Origin of the sequence: Clostridium sp. OM05-6BH (assembly GCF_003481635.1) — a bacterium.
GTDB lineage: Bacteria > Bacillota > Clostridia > Lachnospirales > Lachnospiraceae > Butyribacter.
Genome location: NZ_QULH01000003.1, coordinates 108,740 through 127,219, shown reverse-complemented (window position 1 = coordinate 127,219; position 18,480 = coordinate 108,740). Strand labels below are relative to the sequence as shown.

Sequence of the window (18,480 nt, the reverse complement as noted above, 5' to 3'; positions counted from 1 at the left end):
AACGAAGAAGGGAAGTGAAACTTGATGAGTATACCACAGAATTTTGAGAATACAGCAATGTTGCATGAGAATACGATGCCGGCAAGAGCCTATTATATTCCGGCATCTGTTCGAATGGATCAATTGGTGAAACATAGAGAAGAATCGGATCGTTTTCAATTGTTAAATGGTAAATGGAAGTTCCGGTTCTTTTCTGATATAGGAGATTTTGAGGCGTTGCTGCCGGAAGAAACGAGTTTGACAGACGTGGCTGCCGGTACGGCTTGGGGTCGTGTCGGGGATCTATTTGAGGAAGGTGGACAGATCGATGTGCCGGGAATGTGGCAGATGGCAGGATTTGACAGACATCAGTATACAAACGTCCGTTACCCGTTCCCTTTTGATCCACCCTATGTACCACAGGAGAATCCATGCGGTTTGTACGAGCATACATTTGAGTATGAGGTGGATCAGAATGCGTCCGAAGTTTTTCTTAACTTTGAAGGGGTAGATAGCTGCTTTTATGTATGGCTGAATGGTGCTTATGTTGGATACAGCCAAGTATCGCATTCGACAAGTGAATTTGATGTGACGTCCTATGTGAAGTCTGGTGAAAACACAATGCGAGTGCTTGTATTAAAGTGGTGTGACGGTTCTTATTTGGAGGACCAGGATAAATTTCGGATGAGTGGCATTTTTCGAGATGTATATTTGTTGAAACGTCCACAGCGGCATATATGGGATTACCGCATTACTACCCACGTAGAAGGAGCCGCAGCGGCGGTAGATGTGCATTGTTTGTTGGCAGGCGGGGATCTTCCGATATATGCACGTATTGAAAATGCGGAAGGTCAGGTCGTCGCAGAGGGAAGCTTGCGTTCGTCAGCCAACAAAGGACAAAAATCAGGTTTGGCAGAAAGCAGTAAAGAGCAGGAAATGTCATTGGATAATCTGGCGATGCAGTATAAAGCACAAGTGCAGTTTTGCATTGAGAATCCGGTGTTTTGGAATACAGAGAATCCGTATCTTTACACGTTGATCTTGGAGACAGAGCAGGAGACGATCGTCGATCGGATCGGTATCCGCACGATAGAAATACGTGATCGTGTGATTTATTTGAACGGACAAAACATTAAGTTTCGTGGTGTGAACCGCCATGATTCTGACCCGGAGACGGGTTATGTGATCGGATTGGAACAGATGGAACGGGATCTGATATTAATGAAGCAGCACAACGTGAATGCGATCCGAACCAGTCATTATCCAAACGCACCAATGTTTTATCAATTGTGTGATGAGTATGGATTTATGGTGATCGATGAGGCAGATATTGAGGCGCATGGTCTATTTTTGCTGTACCGAAAAGAGGACAATGAATTTCAGCGGAACGGACGTTGGAGTGAAAAAATTGCGGATGATCCGATGTGGGAGCAGGCAATCGCAGATCGTGTCCGTCTTTTGGTGCATCGAGACGTGAATCGTCCTTGTGTTGTAATTTGGTCTATGGGAAATGAAAGTGCCTATGGATGTAACTTTGAGAAAGCATTGGCATGGACGAAGTCCTTTGATGACAGCCGATTGACGCAGTATGAGAGTGCAAGATATCGTAATTATCATAAAACATACGATTATTCTAATCTGGATCTTTATAGCCGGATGTACCCGTCTCTGGAAGAAATAAAGCAGTATCTCGAGCAAGATGGCAGTAAACCGTATTTGCTGGTCGAATATTCGCACAGCATGGGAAATGGACCGGGAGATTTCGAGGATTATTTCCAGATGATTCAGGATAATGATCTCATGTGTGGAGGTTTTGTGTGGGAATGGTGTGACCATGCGGTACGCCATGACGGAAATAGATATTATTACGGAGGAGATCACGGGGAGACGATCCACGATGACAATTTCTGTGTCGATGGGTTAGTTTATCCGGATCGCACACCGCATACGGGATTGCTGGAATATAAAAATGTATATCGACCGGTTCGTGTTGTGTCCTGTAATACGGACAGTGGAGAGTTGATCCTGCATAATTATCTGGATTTTGATGATCTGCGGGATATGTTTACCATTCGATATGAGATGACTTGCGATGGAGAGCTGATCCGGTCTGGGGAGTTGGAACCGGTATCGGTGCAGCCGCATTGCGATGGTAGAGTTTGTCTGCCGGAAGATTGTACTACATCAGCGAGTGGTGCGATTCCGACACAGGGTAAGGTTTATATTAAGTTGATCTATCAGCTCAATAAAGAACTGCCGCTATTGCAGAAAGGGCATGTGATGGGCTTTGATGAGATCGCGGTAAATAACGCAGAACCGGTGAATCAGTATGTCAAACGGCTTCTTTCTGGTCCGCAAAGTGGGACAAGTAAAGCTGTCGGCGAAGGCTGCTTGGATAGTCCGCAAAGTGGGACAAGTAAAGCTGTCGGCGAAGGCTGCTTGGAAAGTTCGCAAAGTGGGATAGGAAAATCTGTTGGTGAGAGCGGCTTAGACAGTTCGAAAAAAGGGATAGGAAATATATGCGTAGCTGAGAATGCGAGGGAGCTTGTTTTGTCTGCTAGCGTCTTTCGGTTTGTTTATGACAAGAGAACAGGAATGTTTTCTTCCCTGCAGTATAACGGCAAGGAGTACTTAAATCGACCTATGGAAGTAACGATTTGGCGCGCACCGACTGACAACGACCGAACGATACAGCATCGTTGGAAAGCGGCACATTATCATGAAACTTATACAAGGGCGTATGAAACTCGTGTCGAGCAACAGAAACATTTAATTTGCCTTAAGAGCCATGTGGCACTGCTGGCTCCGACCGTACAGCGGATCTTGGACATGCAGATAGAGTGGCAGATTGATGAGGCCGGAGGCATTGCGGTACATTTTGCTGTTCAAAAAGATCCGGATTTCTTAGAGCTTCCACGGTTCGGCGTACGGCTCTGTTTGGATCATGCGCTGGAACAAGTAGTATACAGTGGTATGGGACCTCAGGAAAGTTATCGCGACAAGCATCGGGGCAGCAGTCATGGGCGTTATGAAAGCACAGTTACAGCGATGCATGAGGATTATATTTTCCCGCAGGAAAATGGCAGCCATTATGACTGTGACTATGTAGAAGTTAGCTATGGGCAAGCATTACCGGGATTGGTGGTGGCGTCCGCTACACCGTTTTCTTTTAATGTATCGCATTATTCAGCAGAAGAGCTTACGCGAGCGGCACACAATTATGAGTTGCAGGATAGTGGCAGTACCATATTGTGTATTGATTATGCGCAGAATGGAATTGGTTCAAATAGTTGTGGTCCGGAGGTGTTACCACAGTATCGTTTTGAGGAGACGGAATTTACGTTTTCCTTTAAGCTGCTACCTCTGACTGCGGACAAACCGCACAAAAGACGAGTGCGGTATAAGGGGAAATATCCTAAAAAGTTTGAGGAGAAATATAAAGAGCTGCAGCCGGAAAAATACGGGGATATGGTACAACACGTGATAGATAAAGGAAATACTCCGGCGGGAATGCACATTTCTATCATGGTGGAGGAGATCCTTCAGTTCCTCGATATTAAGCCGGGACAGATTGGTTTCGATGCAACGTTAGGGTATGGGGGACATACCAGAGCTATGTTAGAGCGTTTGCAGGGGCAGGGACATATGTATGCGACAGATGTAGACCCGGAAGAATCTGCTAAGACCCGAAAGCGATTGGAAGATCTTGGATTTGGAGAAGATCTGCTTACAATCAAGCTGCAAAATTTTTGCACAATTGATGAGATCGCAGAGGAAGTCGGTGGGTTTGATTTTATTTTGGCAGATCTGGGAGTGTCTTCGATGCAAATCGACAACCCTAAAAGAGGCTTTTCCTTTAAGGTGGATGGACCACTTGATCTGCGGTTAAATCAGCAGAAAGGGATTAGCGCAGCAGAACGTTTGGAGACAATTGGCCGAGATGAACTTGCCGGGATGCTGTACGAAAATTCGGACGAGCCGTATTGTGATGAAATCGCAAAGGCAATCACCGATGTTGTCCGAAAAGGCGGACACATAGACACAACGACAAAGCTGCGTGCATTGATCGAGGAGACGCTGCAGTTTATTCCGGAGAAGGAGCGCAAAGAAACGGTCAAAAAAACTTGTCAGCGAGTTTTTCAGGCACTTCGTATTGATGTCAATAATGAATTCGAAGTGCTGTACGAATTTATGGACAAGCTTCCGGGAGCATTGAAACCGGGTGGACGTGCAGCAATCTTAACATTTCATTCCGGTGAGGACAAGCTTGTTAAGAAAGCCTTGAAACAGGGATATAAAGCAGGAATTTATGCAGAGTATGCAAGGGATGTGATCCGTCCAACGGCACAGGAATGTACGAGAAATCCGCGGGCACGGTCAACCAAGATGCGCTGGGCGGTGAAGGCAGATCACTTACTCCAGTGAAGAAATGTCAACAGAAATCAATAAGGTAATGCAAAGCGTGGAGGTTCTGCAGAACACGATGAACGAATTTCAGGTGTAGGCTGAATTGCATTATGTTATAAAGGAAGGATGGTATATTGCTATGTTACATCAAATGTTTAAGAGTGTGATTGATCAAGATCGTGCAGCAGTAGTAATCTGCGATACAGAGCATACGATCGTGTATATGAATCCGGCAGCAGTGCAGAATTATGCAAATCGTGGTGGAGCGGAATTGGTTGGAAAGAGTCTGCTTGCCTGCCACAACGAGCAATCAAATGAAATGATCCGTAAAATAGTATCTTGGTTTGCGGACAGCAAAGAACACAATATGATCCATACATTTTACAATGAAAAGCAAAATAAAGACGTGTATATGGTGGCATTGCGGGATGAGGACGGAGAGTTGCTCGGCTATTATGAAAAGCATGAATTTCGTAATAAAGAAACAGCGAAAATGTATGATTTTGAGCAGTCGTTAGTGTGAAAACCTGTCTTTAATTTATAGGATACAAGCAAACATGTCTTTAATTTATTATAGGGTATAGGAAGGACATCTCTGAAAGAGATCAGAAGCTGAACAGACCCTCAGAAGATAATGCTATCTATCTTTTGATACTTACTATGACGACATGTTTAACAGACAGAAATGTCTATGTTTAGAGAAAAAAGGCTTGCCTTATACAAGAAAAGCACCTCCGAAGAGATGCTTAACTTTCGCCATATAGCCATTATACCGATATCAACCAGTCAATTAAATTAATGGACTTGATACCATCATAAGAGGAATCCATTCCGGGATCTAGGGACAAAACAATTTTCTCATAGTTGTCACTGATCTTTTGGAGTGGAGCCAGTTCTCGTTTGCGGACATCTTCGCTTGTCATGGCTTCTGTGACTTGAACATACATTTTGTCGTTAGTATTCGTTGCGATAAAATCCACCTCAGAGTTATCAATTTTACCAATAGAGACATCGTAGCCGCGTCGAAGCAGCTCAAAATAAACCACATTTTCTATTGCATGGCCGCTATCGCGGTCTCTGAAACCGAGCAAATAGTTTCTAAGTCCGATATCTACGATATAATATTTTCCCAAGGTCCGCAAAAATTCTTTACCTTTAATATCAAATCTTTTGATGTCATAGAAAAAATAAGATTCCAGAAGTGCATTTACATATGCCTGTACCGTATGGGCACTAGGTGTTCCTTTTTGGCGACCGTCTTCGAGCAAACCTTCGTTTACAAGAGTGTTTCCGATAGAGGAGACCGATATGTTACTGCCAATGTTATCTGCAAGAAACATTACAATTTTTTTTAGGAGAACAGGGTCAGTGATCCTTTTTTGCCCTTTGCGATTTTCTCGTTCCAATATATCTCTCATGATCACAGTAGAGTAAATACCTTCAAGCAATACCAATGCTTTTTCCTGATCCAGTCCAACATCGGCAATGCCGGGCATTCCGCCAAACCGCATATAGGCATCAAATACTTCGCGAAGCTCATAATGTTCCCCTGTTTGATCGAAGACTTGTTTACGAGTGCCGCCTAATGCACTTTTTGTTTCTTTGATTTCAAAATCATAAAAAGCGAGAAATTCAGAGAAAGACAAAGGCAGCATTTTTATTTCTACGCATCTGCCGGACAGGTAGGTCGCATATTCGGAGGAAAGCATATAGGCGTTGGAACCAGTGACATAAATATCACAGTTGAAATCCACCCGAAAAGAATTGATGGCATCTTCCCATTTTGGGACGCGTTGGACCTCATCGAAGAAAAGGTACATTCGTTTATTTGGTATAATATGCTCCCGAACATACTGATAGAAAGAGTCGCTGTTCATGTTCTTAAAAGCGTAGGATTCAAAATTCATTTCAAGAATCTGGTCCTCTGCAATGCCGTTTTCCTTTAGATGTAGGGTCATTAGCTTAAGCAGACTGGATTTGCCACATCTACGGATTCCGGTAACAACTTTTACCGGCTCGGTATCTTGAAATGCTAAAATTTTATTCAAATATAAATCTCTTTTTTTGAGTTGATGTGTATCGATCATTTGCCATACCTCCTCTTAAATGTTATTTGCGTTTGCTCTGTGTATTATGCAAGAATTATAGCATAAATATCATTTTTTAGGCAAGTTTATGCACTGAAATGCAAAAACTATATAAAATTATTTTTTTTTTGCACCGTAAAGGGGAATGGTTTTATATTAAAGATCTACATGAAAAAAATAGATGTATCGGATTGTATAAAATTGGAAATGCTGATATAGTGACTTTCGTTGCGCAATCTAGAGCGTTGCTGAGATAATTGCAACACGCAAAGAATTGGGGTTGTGTAAAAAATAAATAGTGTTTGTTTGCAAATCGAATGTCATCAATGTGCATTTGATTTGGAGTTTGTAGAAAGGAAGGTAAATTAGTATGGGAAATCAAGTAGAATCATTAAAAAAATATTTAAGGCGTTTGGGCGCTGGGGAGGATTTAGAAAAAGTAAGAAAGGATTTTGCAGTCGAGTTTCAAGATGTCGATGCAACTGTAATCATGAAAGCGGAACAGGAAATGTTGGCAGAGGGAACACCTTTGAGTGAGGTACAAAAATTATGCGATGTCCATGCCGCATTGTTTCATGGAGCAACCCGCGAGGAAAAGATTGCTAATGCAGAAAGGGAAGTAAATGCAGCGATGATCCGAGAAGAGCGCACAACGAAAACACAAAAATTGATAGAACAAAAAGGTCATCCGCTGTACACCTTTACCAAGGAAAATGAAGCGTTGGCAGGCTTGCTGGATCAGATAAAAACAGCTGCCTGTGCTGGAGATGTTACGCAAGATCTGCTTGGGTCTCTTCGTGATATTTCAATACATTATGCCAAAAAAGGCGATCTGCTTTACCCTCATTTGAATGTACAATATGGAATATCCGGGCCATCTAATGTTATGTGGACAGTTGATGATGAGATTCGCGATGAGATTTCTGCGTTGTTAAAGGATAAACAGTACGACAAAAAATGGTACGAGAGATTGTTGGCAGTTGTCCAGCGGGCTGAGGAAATGATTTACAAAGAAGCCAATATCTTGTTCCCAAACTGTGCTGCAAATTTTACCGAGGAAGAGTGGATCGGTATTTATCACGATCAAAAAGATTATGCCGATTGCCTTGGTGTAAAGGCTGAAATCTGGGAAGATGCAGAGAGCAATAAAAAAATATCGGAGGCCTCTTTTTCAGATTCAGAAATCATTATGCCAGGTGGACATCTGACCGTAGAACAATTAACAGCACTTTTAAACACTATTCCGTTGGAGATCACATTTGTTGATGTTCATAACATCAATCGTTTCTTCAATGAGGGACCAAAAGATTTTAAGCGACCTGCAATGGCAATCGACCGAGAAGTATTTTCGTGCCATCCACCAAAAGTGGAAACCAAAGTACGCAGGATCATTGAGGAATTTCGTACAGGAACACTGGACGAGGTACCGATTTGGATGGAAAAGAACGGTAAATGTATGCTGGTACGATACATCGCAGTTAGAGACACCCAAAATAATTATCTGGGAACTTTGGAACTTGTACAGGATATGGATTTTGCAAAAGAACATTTCTCATCTAAAAAGTAGGAATAAACTTGCATGGATGAAAAAACAAACCTTGTTGAGGTTAAATTGAGATTGACTTTGTATTGTATAAGTATGAAATAAAAAGGAATCAGGTGATGTACAATGAAAAAGTATAAAACATGTAAAATCCTTCTTGTTATACTGGCAATTTTTTTATGTGTGGCTTTTTATGAATTGCTCGGAATCTGCGTTGCATATAAAAAGCAGCCGGAAGTGTCCAATACAACCAAAAAAGAAACAAAAAATGGGTCATGGAACGAATGCAGTGAAAATACAGAACGGGCAGTAATCATAGAAAAGAATCCAGAAGCGCTTTTACAAAGAGTGCGTTTGATCAAGAATGCAAAAAAGGAAATTATTCTTTCTACTTTTGCATTTCAATCCGATGAAAGTGGAAAATTGATTTTAGGAGCACTGCATGATGCGGCAGACAGAGGTGTACATATTCGTCTGTTAGTAGATGGAATGGAGAGCTGGATTGATATGGAAGGAAATCCGTATTTCTATGGATTATCTTCCCATGAGAATGTTGAAATTAAACTATATAATAAGGCCAATCCGTTGAAACCGTGGAAGATGATGGGTAGAATGCATGATAAATATTTGATTGCAGATGGAAAGAGATATATTCTTGGGGGAAGAAATACATACAATTATTTCCTGGGTGATTTTCCGGGACATAAGAACTATGACAGAGACGTGTTAGTAGTTTGCGATGAACCTGAGAAAGAAAATTCAGTTAACCAGTTGTTAGAGTATTTTGAAACGATATGGGAACAAGAAGACAGTGGTTATTTTCATGACAATAAAAAACTGGCAAATAGAAAATCTGTAAAGAACGCAGTTTTAGAGCTGCAGAACGGCTATCAGAAATATTTTGAAGAGAATAAGGAAAGAATCTGCGATACCGATTACACGGACGAAACTTTTGAGACAGAAAAGATTGCATTAGTGTCAAATCCTATCCACACAGGTCCCAAGGAACCAGTAGTCTGGTATCAACTGGGAGAACTAATGAAAAATGCAAAAGAGCGCGTGAAAATTCATACACCATATATTATCTGCAATGATATGATGTATAATACATGGAAAGAGATTGCGGAGAGAGTTCCGGATTTTTCTATCATGACCAATTCGGTTGCCAACAATGGAAATCCGTTTGGCTCTGCTGATTATGTGAGAAACAGAAACAGAATTTTAAATACAGGAATTGATATCTGGGAGTATGAAGGCGGCTATTCTTACCACGGAAAAAGCATCCTGATTGATGATGATCTATCCGTAATCGGTTCCTTAAACATGGATATGAGAAGCACGTATCTGGATACGGAACTGATGCTTGTAATTCGCAGTAAAGATATTAATAAACAGTTGGAAGAAGGCATGATGGAATATGAAAGAGTGTCCCGACAGGTATTGGAAGATGGAACCTATCGTGATCCGTATCATGTAGAGCCAATTGAATTGACAAAGAAGCGTCAGAGAAACGTACTTTTGGTACAGCATCTGCTTGGATGGGCAAGATATCTGTTCTGATAAAGGAGGAAGAAGATTATGTTTCAAATATTAATTGTAGAAGATGATAAAGAATTAAGCCAGCTGTTCCGAAAAGTGCTGGAGAAGAATGGCTATCAGGTCAAATGCACATCGGATGGAGCACAGGCATTAGAAGTATTGGATAAGGAATATATTGATCTGATCATTTCCGATATTATGATGCCGGTTATGGATGGCTATGAACTGGTGTCAGAACTTCGTTCAGCAGGATATCAGATACCGGTACTTATGATCACTGCGAAAGGTTCCTTTGATGATATGCGCCAGGGATTTCTTTCGGGAAGTGACGATTATATGGTAAAACCGGTAAATGTGAATGAAATGGTTTTAAGAGTCGGAGCACTGCTTCGCCGTGCACAGATACTGAATGAACACAAAATTGTGATCGGTTCAACAGAGTTTGATTATGATGCAATGACGGTTACAACTGATAAGGAAAGTCTTGTTTTGCCTAAAAAAGAATTCCTGCTTTTATATAAGCTTGCAGCTTCGCCAGGCAGAACATTTACAAAACAACAGTTGATGGATGAAGTATGGGGATACGAGACGGAGGCAGACCCACATACGATAGAGGTACATATAGGAAGAATCAGAGAGCGTTTTAAAGATAACCCTGATTTTGAAATCGTAACAATGCGTGGAATTGGATACAAGGTGGTGAAAAAATAATGGAACAAAAGAAAGAAAAAGGATTGCGGATCCGATCCTGTCTGACTGGTGCAATCTGGCTGGCACTTGTATTTTCAACAGTCATATCTGCTTTATTATTTGCTTTTTTGAATCATTTTTTTAATCTGCCGGGCAGCATACCTGTGCTTGGCTGGCTTTTGATTTTCTATACATTGATTGCAGGGCTGATCACTTCCTTTATTAATGCAAAGTTACTGGAACCAATTACCAGACTTAGTAAAGCAATGAAGGAAGTTTCTCAGGGAGATTTTGAACAGCATTTGGAAACGAACAGCCGTATAGCAGAAGTTGGAGAATCTTATCAAAGTTTTAACGTTATGACAAAAGAACTTCGTGCAACAGAGGTGCTGCAGATGGATTTTGTATCTGATGTTTCTCATGAGTTTAAGACCCCGATTAATGCCATTGAAGGATATACAATGCTGCTTCAGGGAGAAGAACTGTCTCCGGATCAAGAGGAATATGTAGAAAAAATCTTATTTAACACCCAAAGACTTTCCGGATTGGTTGGTAATATTTTGCTGTTATCCAAGTTAGAGAATCAGAATATACCAATGAAAAAAACAGAATATCGTCTGGATGAACAAATCCGCCAGGCATTTCTTTCATTGGAAACAAAATGGACAGAAAAAGAAATTGGTTTTCAGGTAGAATTGGAGGAAGTTAAATATACTGGGAATGAAGGACTTTTTATGCATATCTGGATAAATCTTTTGGATAATGCGATTAAGTTCAGCCCTTCAAAGGGGACAATTACGATGTTTCTGAAACAAGAACAGGATTCTGTTAAGTTCATTCTGGAAGATGAAGGACCAGGAATAGAGGATGATGTAAAATCCAGAATATTTGACAAGTTCTATCAGGTAGATGGATCTCATAAAGCAGAAGGAAATGGCCTAGGTCTTGCACTTGTAAAACGGATTGTAGATAGTGCCGGAGGAACAATCAAAGCAGAAAACCGTGAATATGGTGGATGCAGATTTGTTGTAGAGCTTCCAATACAGAAAGATGAGGCCATATAAGTTTAAGAAAAACAGATAGAGGAGGAATTACATGACATTTTATCAGGAATTGCAGTTAAATCAGGCAGGTTCTAAAAATCTGTTGAAAAAGAGTGAAACAGTGAAAGAAAAATCATATCATATACTGGTATATTTGGTAAAGATAGCTGTTACAATGGCATTTTGTTTTTTATTTGTTACTATTTTCAGTATCTTATTTGGAAATGAGAATAGTATTGTGGGTGTAGTAGTTTTATTATGCCTTATGGTATTTCGGAATGCGGATCTGGGGATCCACACCGGACAATCTACGATGCTTTTGGCTTTGTTCTTTGTAATTATGACGGTATGTCCGCATTTAGCAAATCAGTTTTCACCGGTATTGGGAATGCTGTTAAATATTGCGGCACTGGCTGTGTTGATTCTGTTCGGATGCCATAATCCATTCATGTTTAATCAATCTACATTGGTTCTTGGGTATCTACTGCTATATGGTTATGATGTTACGGGAAAAAGCTATCAGATGCGATTAGTCGGAATGGCTTTAGGTGCAGCACTTACCTGCTTTGTATTTTATCGAAATCATAAAAACAGAACCTATAAAAGAAATCTGAAAGATCTGATACAAGAATTTGATATCACTTCTTCCAGAACAAAATGGCAGATATGTCAGATTTTATGCGTACCGATTGTCCTTTGCATTGCAGAACTTTGTAATATGCCACGTGCAATGTGGGCTGGTATTGCGGCCATGTCCGCGATTTTGCCGTTTATGGAAGATATGCACTACAGAGTCCGTAAAAGGATTGTCGGAAATATTGCAGGTGTTATATGTTTTACAGTATTATATTTTCTGCTTCCTTCGTCAATCTATGCATATATAGGAATTCTTGGTGGAATCGGTGTAGGATTTTCAGCACAATATGGCTGGCAGGCAGTATTTAACACATTTGGTGCTTTAGCCATTGCTGCAGAGACTTATGGACTACAAGGAGCGGTTAGTCTTAGAGTGATTCAAAATGTTTTTGGTGTTGTGTTTGCTTTAGCATTTTGTGTTATATTTTATTGGTTTATGTCTAAAAAAAGGAAAGTGAGGTGACCGTACATACAGAGTGAAGTGAATCAGGAAGAAAATTTGAATAGAATTATTACGGTTCCTAATCTTCTTTCTTTTTTTCGGCTTTTTGTCACGCCGATTTCTGTATTGATTATACAAAGTCTTTGTTAATAGGTGGCAAAAAATACAAAACCGTGTTATACTTTTTCGTTGCAAAATGATAATAAAAACACAGTGTCGAATTGCTCGCCGTTCTGTGACGCAACATGTCTGAGAAATAATGAATATAATGAATTTTTTTGGACATTGACACTGTCGATATAGAAAGGTACTTACCATGAAATTACTTATGACGATCATTGTGACATTTTTTGCAGGAATGGGGGCAGGTCTTGGCACCGGTTTTGCCGGAATGAGTGCGGCTGCCGTGATCAGTCCGATGCTCATTACTTTTTTACATATGAATCCTTTTATGGCGGTCGGTATCGCGCTGTCCTCTGATGTGTTGGCAAGTGCGGTGTCAGCGTACACCTATGGCAAAAATAAAAATCTTGATGTCAAAAACGGCAGTATTATGATGGTGACAGTGCTTGTATTTACAGTGATCGGAAGTTATATTTCAAGTCTGGTACCATCGACTACGATGGGAAGTTTTTCGGTAGTTATGACATTTTTTCTTGGAATTAAATTTATCGTTCGTCCGGTCATGACGACCAAGGAAGCGATGAATAGTGTGTCTGCCAAGAAAAGAGCGGTGCAGTCTGTTCTGTGTGGAATGATCATTGGGTTCATCTGTGGATTTGTTGGAGCGGGCGGCGGTATGATGATGCTGTTGATTCTTACGTCCGTGCTTGGCTATGAATTGAAAACAGCTGTTGGAACGAGCGTTTTTATCATGGCATTTACAGCATTTACCGGAGCAGCCTCGCATTTTGCCATTGGTGGGAAACCGGATTTTTTAGTGATGGGATTGTGCATTATTTTTACATTTATCTGGGCGCGGATTGCAGCATTGTTTGCCAATAAAGCGCAGCCGAAAACACTGAACCGTGCGACAGGACTGGTGCTGGTGGTGTTGGGAGCTGTTATTATGGTGTTTGAAGTATAGGAGTTGTGTGCATTTTTATAGATCTGTATATATAGGAGTTATGATAGTTGGCAATATGAATAAGGGTCCTAAATGAGAAATTTTTATTGATAAGCACGTGGATAAGTTCTTAAGTATATGTTATGATGTATTATATCGATCGATAGTGGTAAGAAAACCTATAGTTCTATATTTTTAGGAGGAATTTATGAGAAGAATAATGGTTACAATAGTTGCTCTGGTATTATTTTTTCAGCAAGTTTATAGTACAAATGTTAAGGGGCATTCATGTGTCCGAAAGATGTAATATGAAAGGAGAATTTAAGTGAAAAGATGGTTATGTATATTAGGTCTTGATTTCTTTTTTTTGCTATGTAATATCGTGCTATTGGTTCATTATGGTTTTTTTGGTGATGTATATCCTAATGTTAAAGTGGATAAAGATATTATATATTTTACATGGATTTCACTTGTGCTTACTACCCTTGGTTTAGGAGTTGTTTTGAGAAATGTTATAACTCAGCCAAAAGTCAAAAAGAAAAAGAAGATGCTTATAATATTCGTTTTGTTTTGTTTGTTTGGAACTAATTTGTATTATGGTAGTCGGTATTACCATATTGTTAATAAAAAGTACATTAATACCGAAAAAAGGGATTATATTGATTCAGAATACTATTATGGGATTTCACTTGCAGAACTAAAAACAGATATAAAGTCAAATGAACAAATCGTGATATATATAGGAAGGGCAGATTGTACAGATTGTTTTAATTTTGAAAAAAAATTAGAACAGACTCTAAAGGAATGTCAGGTGGAATTGCCAACATATTATACATCTAAGGACAGAGATGGAGAGAATAGCAGGGAGATGTATCAGCTTTTAGAAAGATTTGGGATAACGAGTGTGCCGGCTATTATAGTGACTCAGAATTCTAAACTGGAAAAAAGGTGGTTAGATCCAGAGAAATATTTGGATGAAATACAAACATATATTAAAAAGATGTATTAAAATAGGGGCTGACTTTTTGATGTCTGGCTGTATTGTGTGAATAAAAGTTAATAGTTAGATATAGATTCATTTACGGTGAAAACAATATTTGTGAGATGAAAATGGATGCATAGTTTTTAATCTTAATCTAGAAGGCCAAATATGAAATGGTAAGTTGAAATTCTGGTGCGAAAGCAGACGCTGATTTTAAGTCTTAGGTTTTAGATAGTATCATATGGTTATTTGTAATAAATCATGATATACTCTCTCAAAGAGAAAATTCTCTACCCCCGGGGTAGAAATAATCGGTCCAGGGTAGAGTCAAACAAGCAGTCAGGGCGGATTTCTCTATCCCCGAGGCAGAAATAATCGGTCCAGGGTAGAGTCAAACAAGCAGTCAGGGCGGATTTCTCTACCCCAGAGGCAGAAATAACCGGTCCAGGGTAGAGTCAAACAAGAAGTCAGGGCGGATTTCTCTACCCCAGAGGCAGAAATGACCGGTCCAGGGTAGAGTCAAACAAGAAATCAGGGCGGATTTCTCTACCCCCGGGGCAGAAATGACCGGTCCAGGGTAGAGTCAAACAAGAAGTCAGGGCGGATTTCTCTACCCCAGAGGCGAGAATAACCAGCTTAGGGTAGACATTATCGAGATATTACAGGAGGATACCTATGATTTTTGGAATGACATTTTATCAATTGGCGTGGCTATTTGTAATCTATTCCTTTTTGGGATGGTGTGTGGAAGTGATCTACCACGCGGTCACTTGGGGCGAGGTTACGAACCGTGGATTTTTGAATGGACCGGTTTGCCCGGTATATGGATTCGGGGTTGTGAGTGTGTTTGCATTGATCAATCTGATCCAGCCTGAAGGGACACAGATGAGTGATCTGTTGGTTTACGTGTTCGGCGTGATTTTAGCAACATTAATTGAGTTGGTCGCAGGCTGGCTTCTTGATATATGCTTTCATGCGAGATGGTGGGATTATTCCAAGCAACCATTTAATTTTCGTGGATATATATGTTTGGAGTTTTCATTGATCTGGGGATTTGCAATCTTGTTTGTGGTCCGGATCTTCCAGAAATATATTGACAAGCTGATCACGGGGCATGACAGCAGTGTACTTGGGTGGACCATTCTGGTGATATTATACGTTGTGTATTTTGTTGACTTTGTTGTTACGGTAGCAGTGATTCGAGGCTTTAATAAGAAGCTTGGACAGCTTGATAAGCTTAGTGGCGATCTTCGGATTGTTAGTGATAAGGTAAGTGAGAAACTTGGTGAGACAACGATCGAAACGGCGCAAAATATTGGAGAAGGCAGAGTACAGGCGGCCTTAGCTAAGGCGGAATTACGAGATAGAGTAGATTCTCTGAAGGATAGCTTGAGCACGTCAGAAATGAAAGAGAAAGTTGGTTCTTTGAAGGATAGCTTAAGCACGTCAGAAATGAAAGAGAAAGTTGGTTCTTTGAAGGATAGCTTAAGCACGTCAGAAATGAAAGAGAAAGTCGGTTCTTTGAAGGATAGCTTAAGCACGTCAGAAATGAAAGAGAAAGTCGGTTCTTTGAAGGATAGCTTAAGCACGTCAGAAATGAAAGAGAAAGTCGGCTCCCTGAAGGATAACCTGAGTACGGCAGAATTGCGTGCAGCGCTTAGTTCTTTGAAAGAAAATATCAGCGCAGAAGAGTATAGAGAAGTGATTCGCACGAAGAGAGCAGAGTTGCAGAAGAAATATGAAGAATTAGTTGGTTCTATGACCAAGCACCGTCTTTTTGGACAGGGGCGTTTGCTTCGGGCATTCCCGGATATGAAGCATAGAAAATATCAGGATATTGTGGTAAAATTAAAAGAAAAAATGCGCGATTAAAAATGTGCGATTAAAAATGCGCAAGTAAAAATGCGCAATTAAATATGTGCCAGCAAATATGTGATATACTGTTGTCTTTTCGCTGGATAGGATGCTGATAAACTGTTGTCTTTTCGCTGGATAGGATGCTGATAAATGGAATCAGAGCAACGAGCGAAAAGGTATTTGGTCGGAAACGGGAGATGATCATGCCAGTGGCTTAGTTGCTGCGACATAAAAGGTTGAAAAACCTTTAATATTTAATAAAACATTTGATGATATGAGGAAGGAGAGTTACTTATGAGTCACACATCAAAAAAATGCAGAAAAATATGGCAGTTTATTGAAATATTTATGTTAATATGTGTCGTTAGTGTGTTGCCGGCATCGCTAGCAGGGGCGCAGCGTGCAACCAAATCGACAGCTGCACAAATGGAAAAAGAGGTTGGAAGATTGGAGCTGGATATACCGATTGAGACGTCAAGGGTTGGCTGGACATATGTCCCGATTTTAAATATATATCCAAGCAATACGACAGGTCTTAACACAAGCGAGCCGATTTCCTATGCGAATTGTCTTAATGCAAACAAAGCCAAGGCATACTACGAAAGCGCAGTTACTTGGACGTCATCGAATCGTAAGGTGATCGACCTGGAATATTATGCGACAGGATGCGTACGCATGGTAGCAAAGTCAGAGGGTACTGCAACGATCACAGCACGTTTGGGAAAGCATAGTGTGTCGCAAACGTTTGTTATTGCAGGAAAATCTACTACAAAATTTTTAAAAGTACAGATGTGGCCATTAAATAGTGAAGGAGAGTCAAAGCCGGGAAATACATTAACGGTAATGCAGGGTAAGGAATTTCAGGTGCCCGCACGATATTGGTATCAATATATTACGGATGGCAAAGTGTCATCAACATTTGAGGCGTTATCGTCTAATATAGAATATGGCAACAAACTTCGCTGGAAGAGTGCAAACAATTCCATTGTTGATGTGAAATATGTTCATTTTGGCGGATTTAAGGCGCTAAAACCGGGAAAGACTGTCTTGACAGTATCTATTGGCGGCTGCACAGATACTCTTACCGTAACGGTCAAACCGAATCCCCGCAAAAAATGGGTAGAGCCGGTGCAATCTGATGAGGAAAAGACAAACTACGTCAGCAAGTATGGCAAAGAAATTCATTCTAAAAAAGAATTGTACAAATATGTTTTCGATCATTTGAAAGTTGGAAACTACGAGTTTGGTGTTATTTATCCAAAGACATTGTTAAATTTTAATCTAATTGACGAGTTGGATAAAGCGATCAATATGTATGATGAATACGTCATTGACAATCCGAATTGTACGAAATATGATGAACCTTTGGGATCAGGAGCCGCTGTTTACTTGCAGGATGGAAGAGAGGGTTATCATTTCCGGATGTATCAGCCGAAGTCCCGACAATATGTGCAGAAGATGACCCGAAAAGCGGACAGTGTATTAAAAGGGATTCTTAAGAAAAACAAATCGACCAAAAAGCGTCTGCGTGCAATTCATGATTATATTATAAAGCGATGTGATTATGATCGCATGGTATATAAATCTTTTCGCTATAAAGGAAAACGATATGTCAATAAAAAGAAACCAAGCGAATTGTCGTTTACTGCATATGGAGCACTGATCCGGAAAAAAGCAGTTTGCGAAGGGTATGCTAAGGCATTTACACTGCTGGCGCGTCGTGCGGGAATTCCATGCGTTTATGTAACCGGGACTACTTATGGAATAGCACATGCGTGGAACATGGTTAAGGTTGGTGGTAAATATCGCTATATTGATACGACATGGGATGATCCGGTTCTGATGAGAAAATTTAATCCGAGGAAGCCGTTCGCTGTTATTAAAAATAAAAAGGGAAATACGAAATATTTTTTGGTAAGCAAAAAGAAGCTGAGCAAGGATCATAAGTTTAGTTATAGTTATCATGTGAAAACATATAAGAACTATTTGCCATATCACTTCAAAAAATAGAGGCAACTATGAGAAAATATTTGTGACTTTTAAGCAATATTAATGGAAGACTGACGTAGATAATGGACTCACCATTCCGATTACGTCAGATGGTATCGTAAATGGATATTAATAAAAAACTCCCCTGCAACGCTTTGCCGGGGAGTTTTTTAGTTTGAGTAAATTTATAGATGCAGTCTATCCAAAATAGCTATATCGA

11 protein-coding genes and 3 pseudogenes are annotated in these 18,480 nt (G+C 40.3%); 13 read left to right on the top strand and 1 reads right to left on the bottom strand.

From position 1 onward, the window contains the following. Window positions 1–24: 24 nt before the first annotated feature. From DXB73_RS14665 to DXB73_RS04640, 3 genes and pseudogenes are all read left to right on the top strand, one after another. A pseudogene (locus DXB73_RS14665) lies at window positions 25–3,324 on the top strand (glycoside hydrolase family 2 TIM barrel-domain containing protein); the annotation flags it as partial. A 9-nt stretch (window positions 3,325–3,333) separates the two neighbouring features. Further along, window positions 3,334–4,404 carry a 16S rRNA (cytosine(1402)-N(4))-methyltransferase RsmH gene (gene rsmH / locus DXB73_RS14655; protein WP_347474579.1) on the top strand — a complete coding sequence of 357 codons (1,071 nt, stop codon included), beginning with the start codon at window positions 3,334–3,336 and terminating at the stop codon, window positions 4,402–4,404. A gap of 121 nt (window positions 4,405–4,525) precedes the next feature. Further along, on the top strand, window positions 4,526–4,909 hold the full coding sequence (locus tag DXB73_RS04640) for a PAS domain-containing protein (protein ID WP_118690283.1): 384 nt from the start codon (window positions 4,526–4,528) through the stop codon (window positions 4,907–4,909). 244 nt (window positions 4,910–5,153) lie between these two features. On the opposite strand, the gene DXB73_RS04635 is transcribed toward DXB73_RS04640, so the two are convergent. After that, window positions 5,154–6,473 carry an ATP-binding protein gene (locus tag DXB73_RS04635; RefSeq protein ID WP_118690282.1) on the bottom strand — a complete coding sequence of 440 codons (1,320 nt, stop codon included), beginning with the start codon at window positions 6,471–6,473 and terminating at the stop codon, window positions 5,154–5,156. 370 nt (window positions 6,474–6,843) lie between these two features. Between DXB73_RS04635 and DXB73_RS04630 the strand changes: the two genes are divergently transcribed. From DXB73_RS04630 to DXB73_RS04585, 10 genes and pseudogenes are all read left to right on the top strand, one after another. Further along, complete coding sequence (locus tag DXB73_RS04630) at window positions 6,844–8,040, top strand: DUF438 domain-containing protein (protein WP_118690281.1); 1,197 nt, start codon at window positions 6,844–6,846, stop codon at window positions 8,038–8,040. A gap of 102 nt (window positions 8,041–8,142) precedes the next feature. Next, entirely contained in the window at window positions 8,143–9,576 is a 1,434-nt protein-coding gene (locus DXB73_RS04625) for a phospholipase D family protein (RefSeq protein WP_118690280.1), read from the top strand. 18 nt (window positions 9,577–9,594) lie between these two features. After that, on the top strand, window positions 9,595–10,266 hold the full coding sequence (locus DXB73_RS04620) for a response regulator transcription factor (protein ID WP_118690279.1): 672 nt from the start codon (window positions 9,595–9,597) through the stop codon (window positions 10,264–10,266). Next, window positions 10,266–11,309 (top strand): HAMP domain-containing sensor histidine kinase, encoded by a 1,044-nt coding sequence (locus DXB73_RS04615; RefSeq protein ID WP_118508220.1) that lies wholly within the window; start codon window positions 10,266–10,268, stop codon window positions 11,307–11,309. Before DXB73_RS04620 ends, DXB73_RS04615 begins: the two co-directional genes overlap by 1 nt. Window positions 11,310–11,340: 31 nt before the next feature. Next, a pseudogene (locus tag DXB73_RS04610) lies at window positions 11,341–12,404 on the top strand (FUSC family protein). After that, window positions 12,394–12,486 (top strand): annotated as a pseudogene (locus tag DXB73_RS04605) (CDP-alcohol phosphatidyltransferase family protein); the annotation flags it as partial. The pseudogenes DXB73_RS04610 and DXB73_RS04605, both read left to right, overlap by 11 nt. A gap of 196 nt (window positions 12,487–12,682) precedes the next feature. Beyond that, entirely contained in the window at window positions 12,683–13,453 is a 771-nt protein-coding gene (locus DXB73_RS04600) for a sulfite exporter TauE/SafE family protein (protein WP_118690277.1), read from the top strand. A 304-nt stretch (window positions 13,454–13,757) separates the two neighbouring features. Further along, complete coding sequence (locus tag DXB73_RS04595; protein WP_118690276.1) at window positions 13,758–14,441, top strand: DUF6568 family protein; 684 nt, start codon at window positions 13,758–13,760, stop codon at window positions 14,439–14,441. Window positions 14,442–15,089: 648 nt separating this feature from the next. Beyond that, the gene (locus DXB73_RS04590; RefSeq protein WP_118690275.1) at window positions 15,090–16,286 is read left to right on the top strand and encodes a hypothetical protein; all 1,197 of its coding nucleotides are present in this window, start codon (window positions 15,090–15,092) and stop codon (window positions 16,284–16,286) included. A 279-nt stretch (window positions 16,287–16,565) separates the two neighbouring features. Next, complete coding sequence (locus tag DXB73_RS04585; protein ID WP_118690274.1) at window positions 16,566–18,281, top strand: transglutaminase domain-containing protein; 1,716 nt, start codon at window positions 16,566–16,568, stop codon at window positions 18,279–18,281. Window positions 18,282–18,480 lie beyond the last annotated feature (199 nt).

Bases quoted from the DNA above. Each gene is read 5' to 3' on its own strand.
- DXB73_RS04640 (WP_118690283.1), top strand. From the start codon at position 4,526: ATGTTACATCAAATGTTTAAGAGTGTGATTGATCAAGATCGTGCAGCA.
- DXB73_RS04635 (WP_118690282.1), bottom strand. From the start codon at position 6,473: ATGATCGATACACATCAACTCAAAAAAAGAGATTTATATTTGAATAAA.
- DXB73_RS04630 (WP_118690281.1), top strand. From the start codon at position 6,844: ATGGGAAATCAAGTAGAATCATTAAAAAAATATTTAAGGCGTTTGGGC.
- DXB73_RS04625 (WP_118690280.1), top strand. From the start codon at position 8,143: ATGAAAAAGTATAAAACATGTAAAATCCTTCTTGTTATACTGGCAATT.
- DXB73_RS04620 (WP_118690279.1), top strand. From the start codon at position 9,595: ATGTTTCAAATATTAATTGTAGAAGATGATAAAGAATTAAGCCAGCTG.
- DXB73_RS04615 (WP_118508220.1), top strand. From the start codon at position 10,266: ATGGAACAAAAGAAAGAAAAAGGATTGCGGATCCGATCCTGTCTGACT.
- DXB73_RS04600 (WP_118690277.1), top strand. From the start codon at position 12,683: ATGAAATTACTTATGACGATCATTGTGACATTTTTTGCAGGAATGGGG.
- DXB73_RS04590 (WP_118690275.1), top strand. From the start codon at position 15,090: ATGATTTTTGGAATGACATTTTATCAATTGGCGTGGCTATTTGTAATC.
- DXB73_RS04585 (WP_118690274.1), top strand. From the start codon at position 16,566: ATGAGTCACACATCAAAAAAATGCAGAAAAATATGGCAGTTTATTGAA.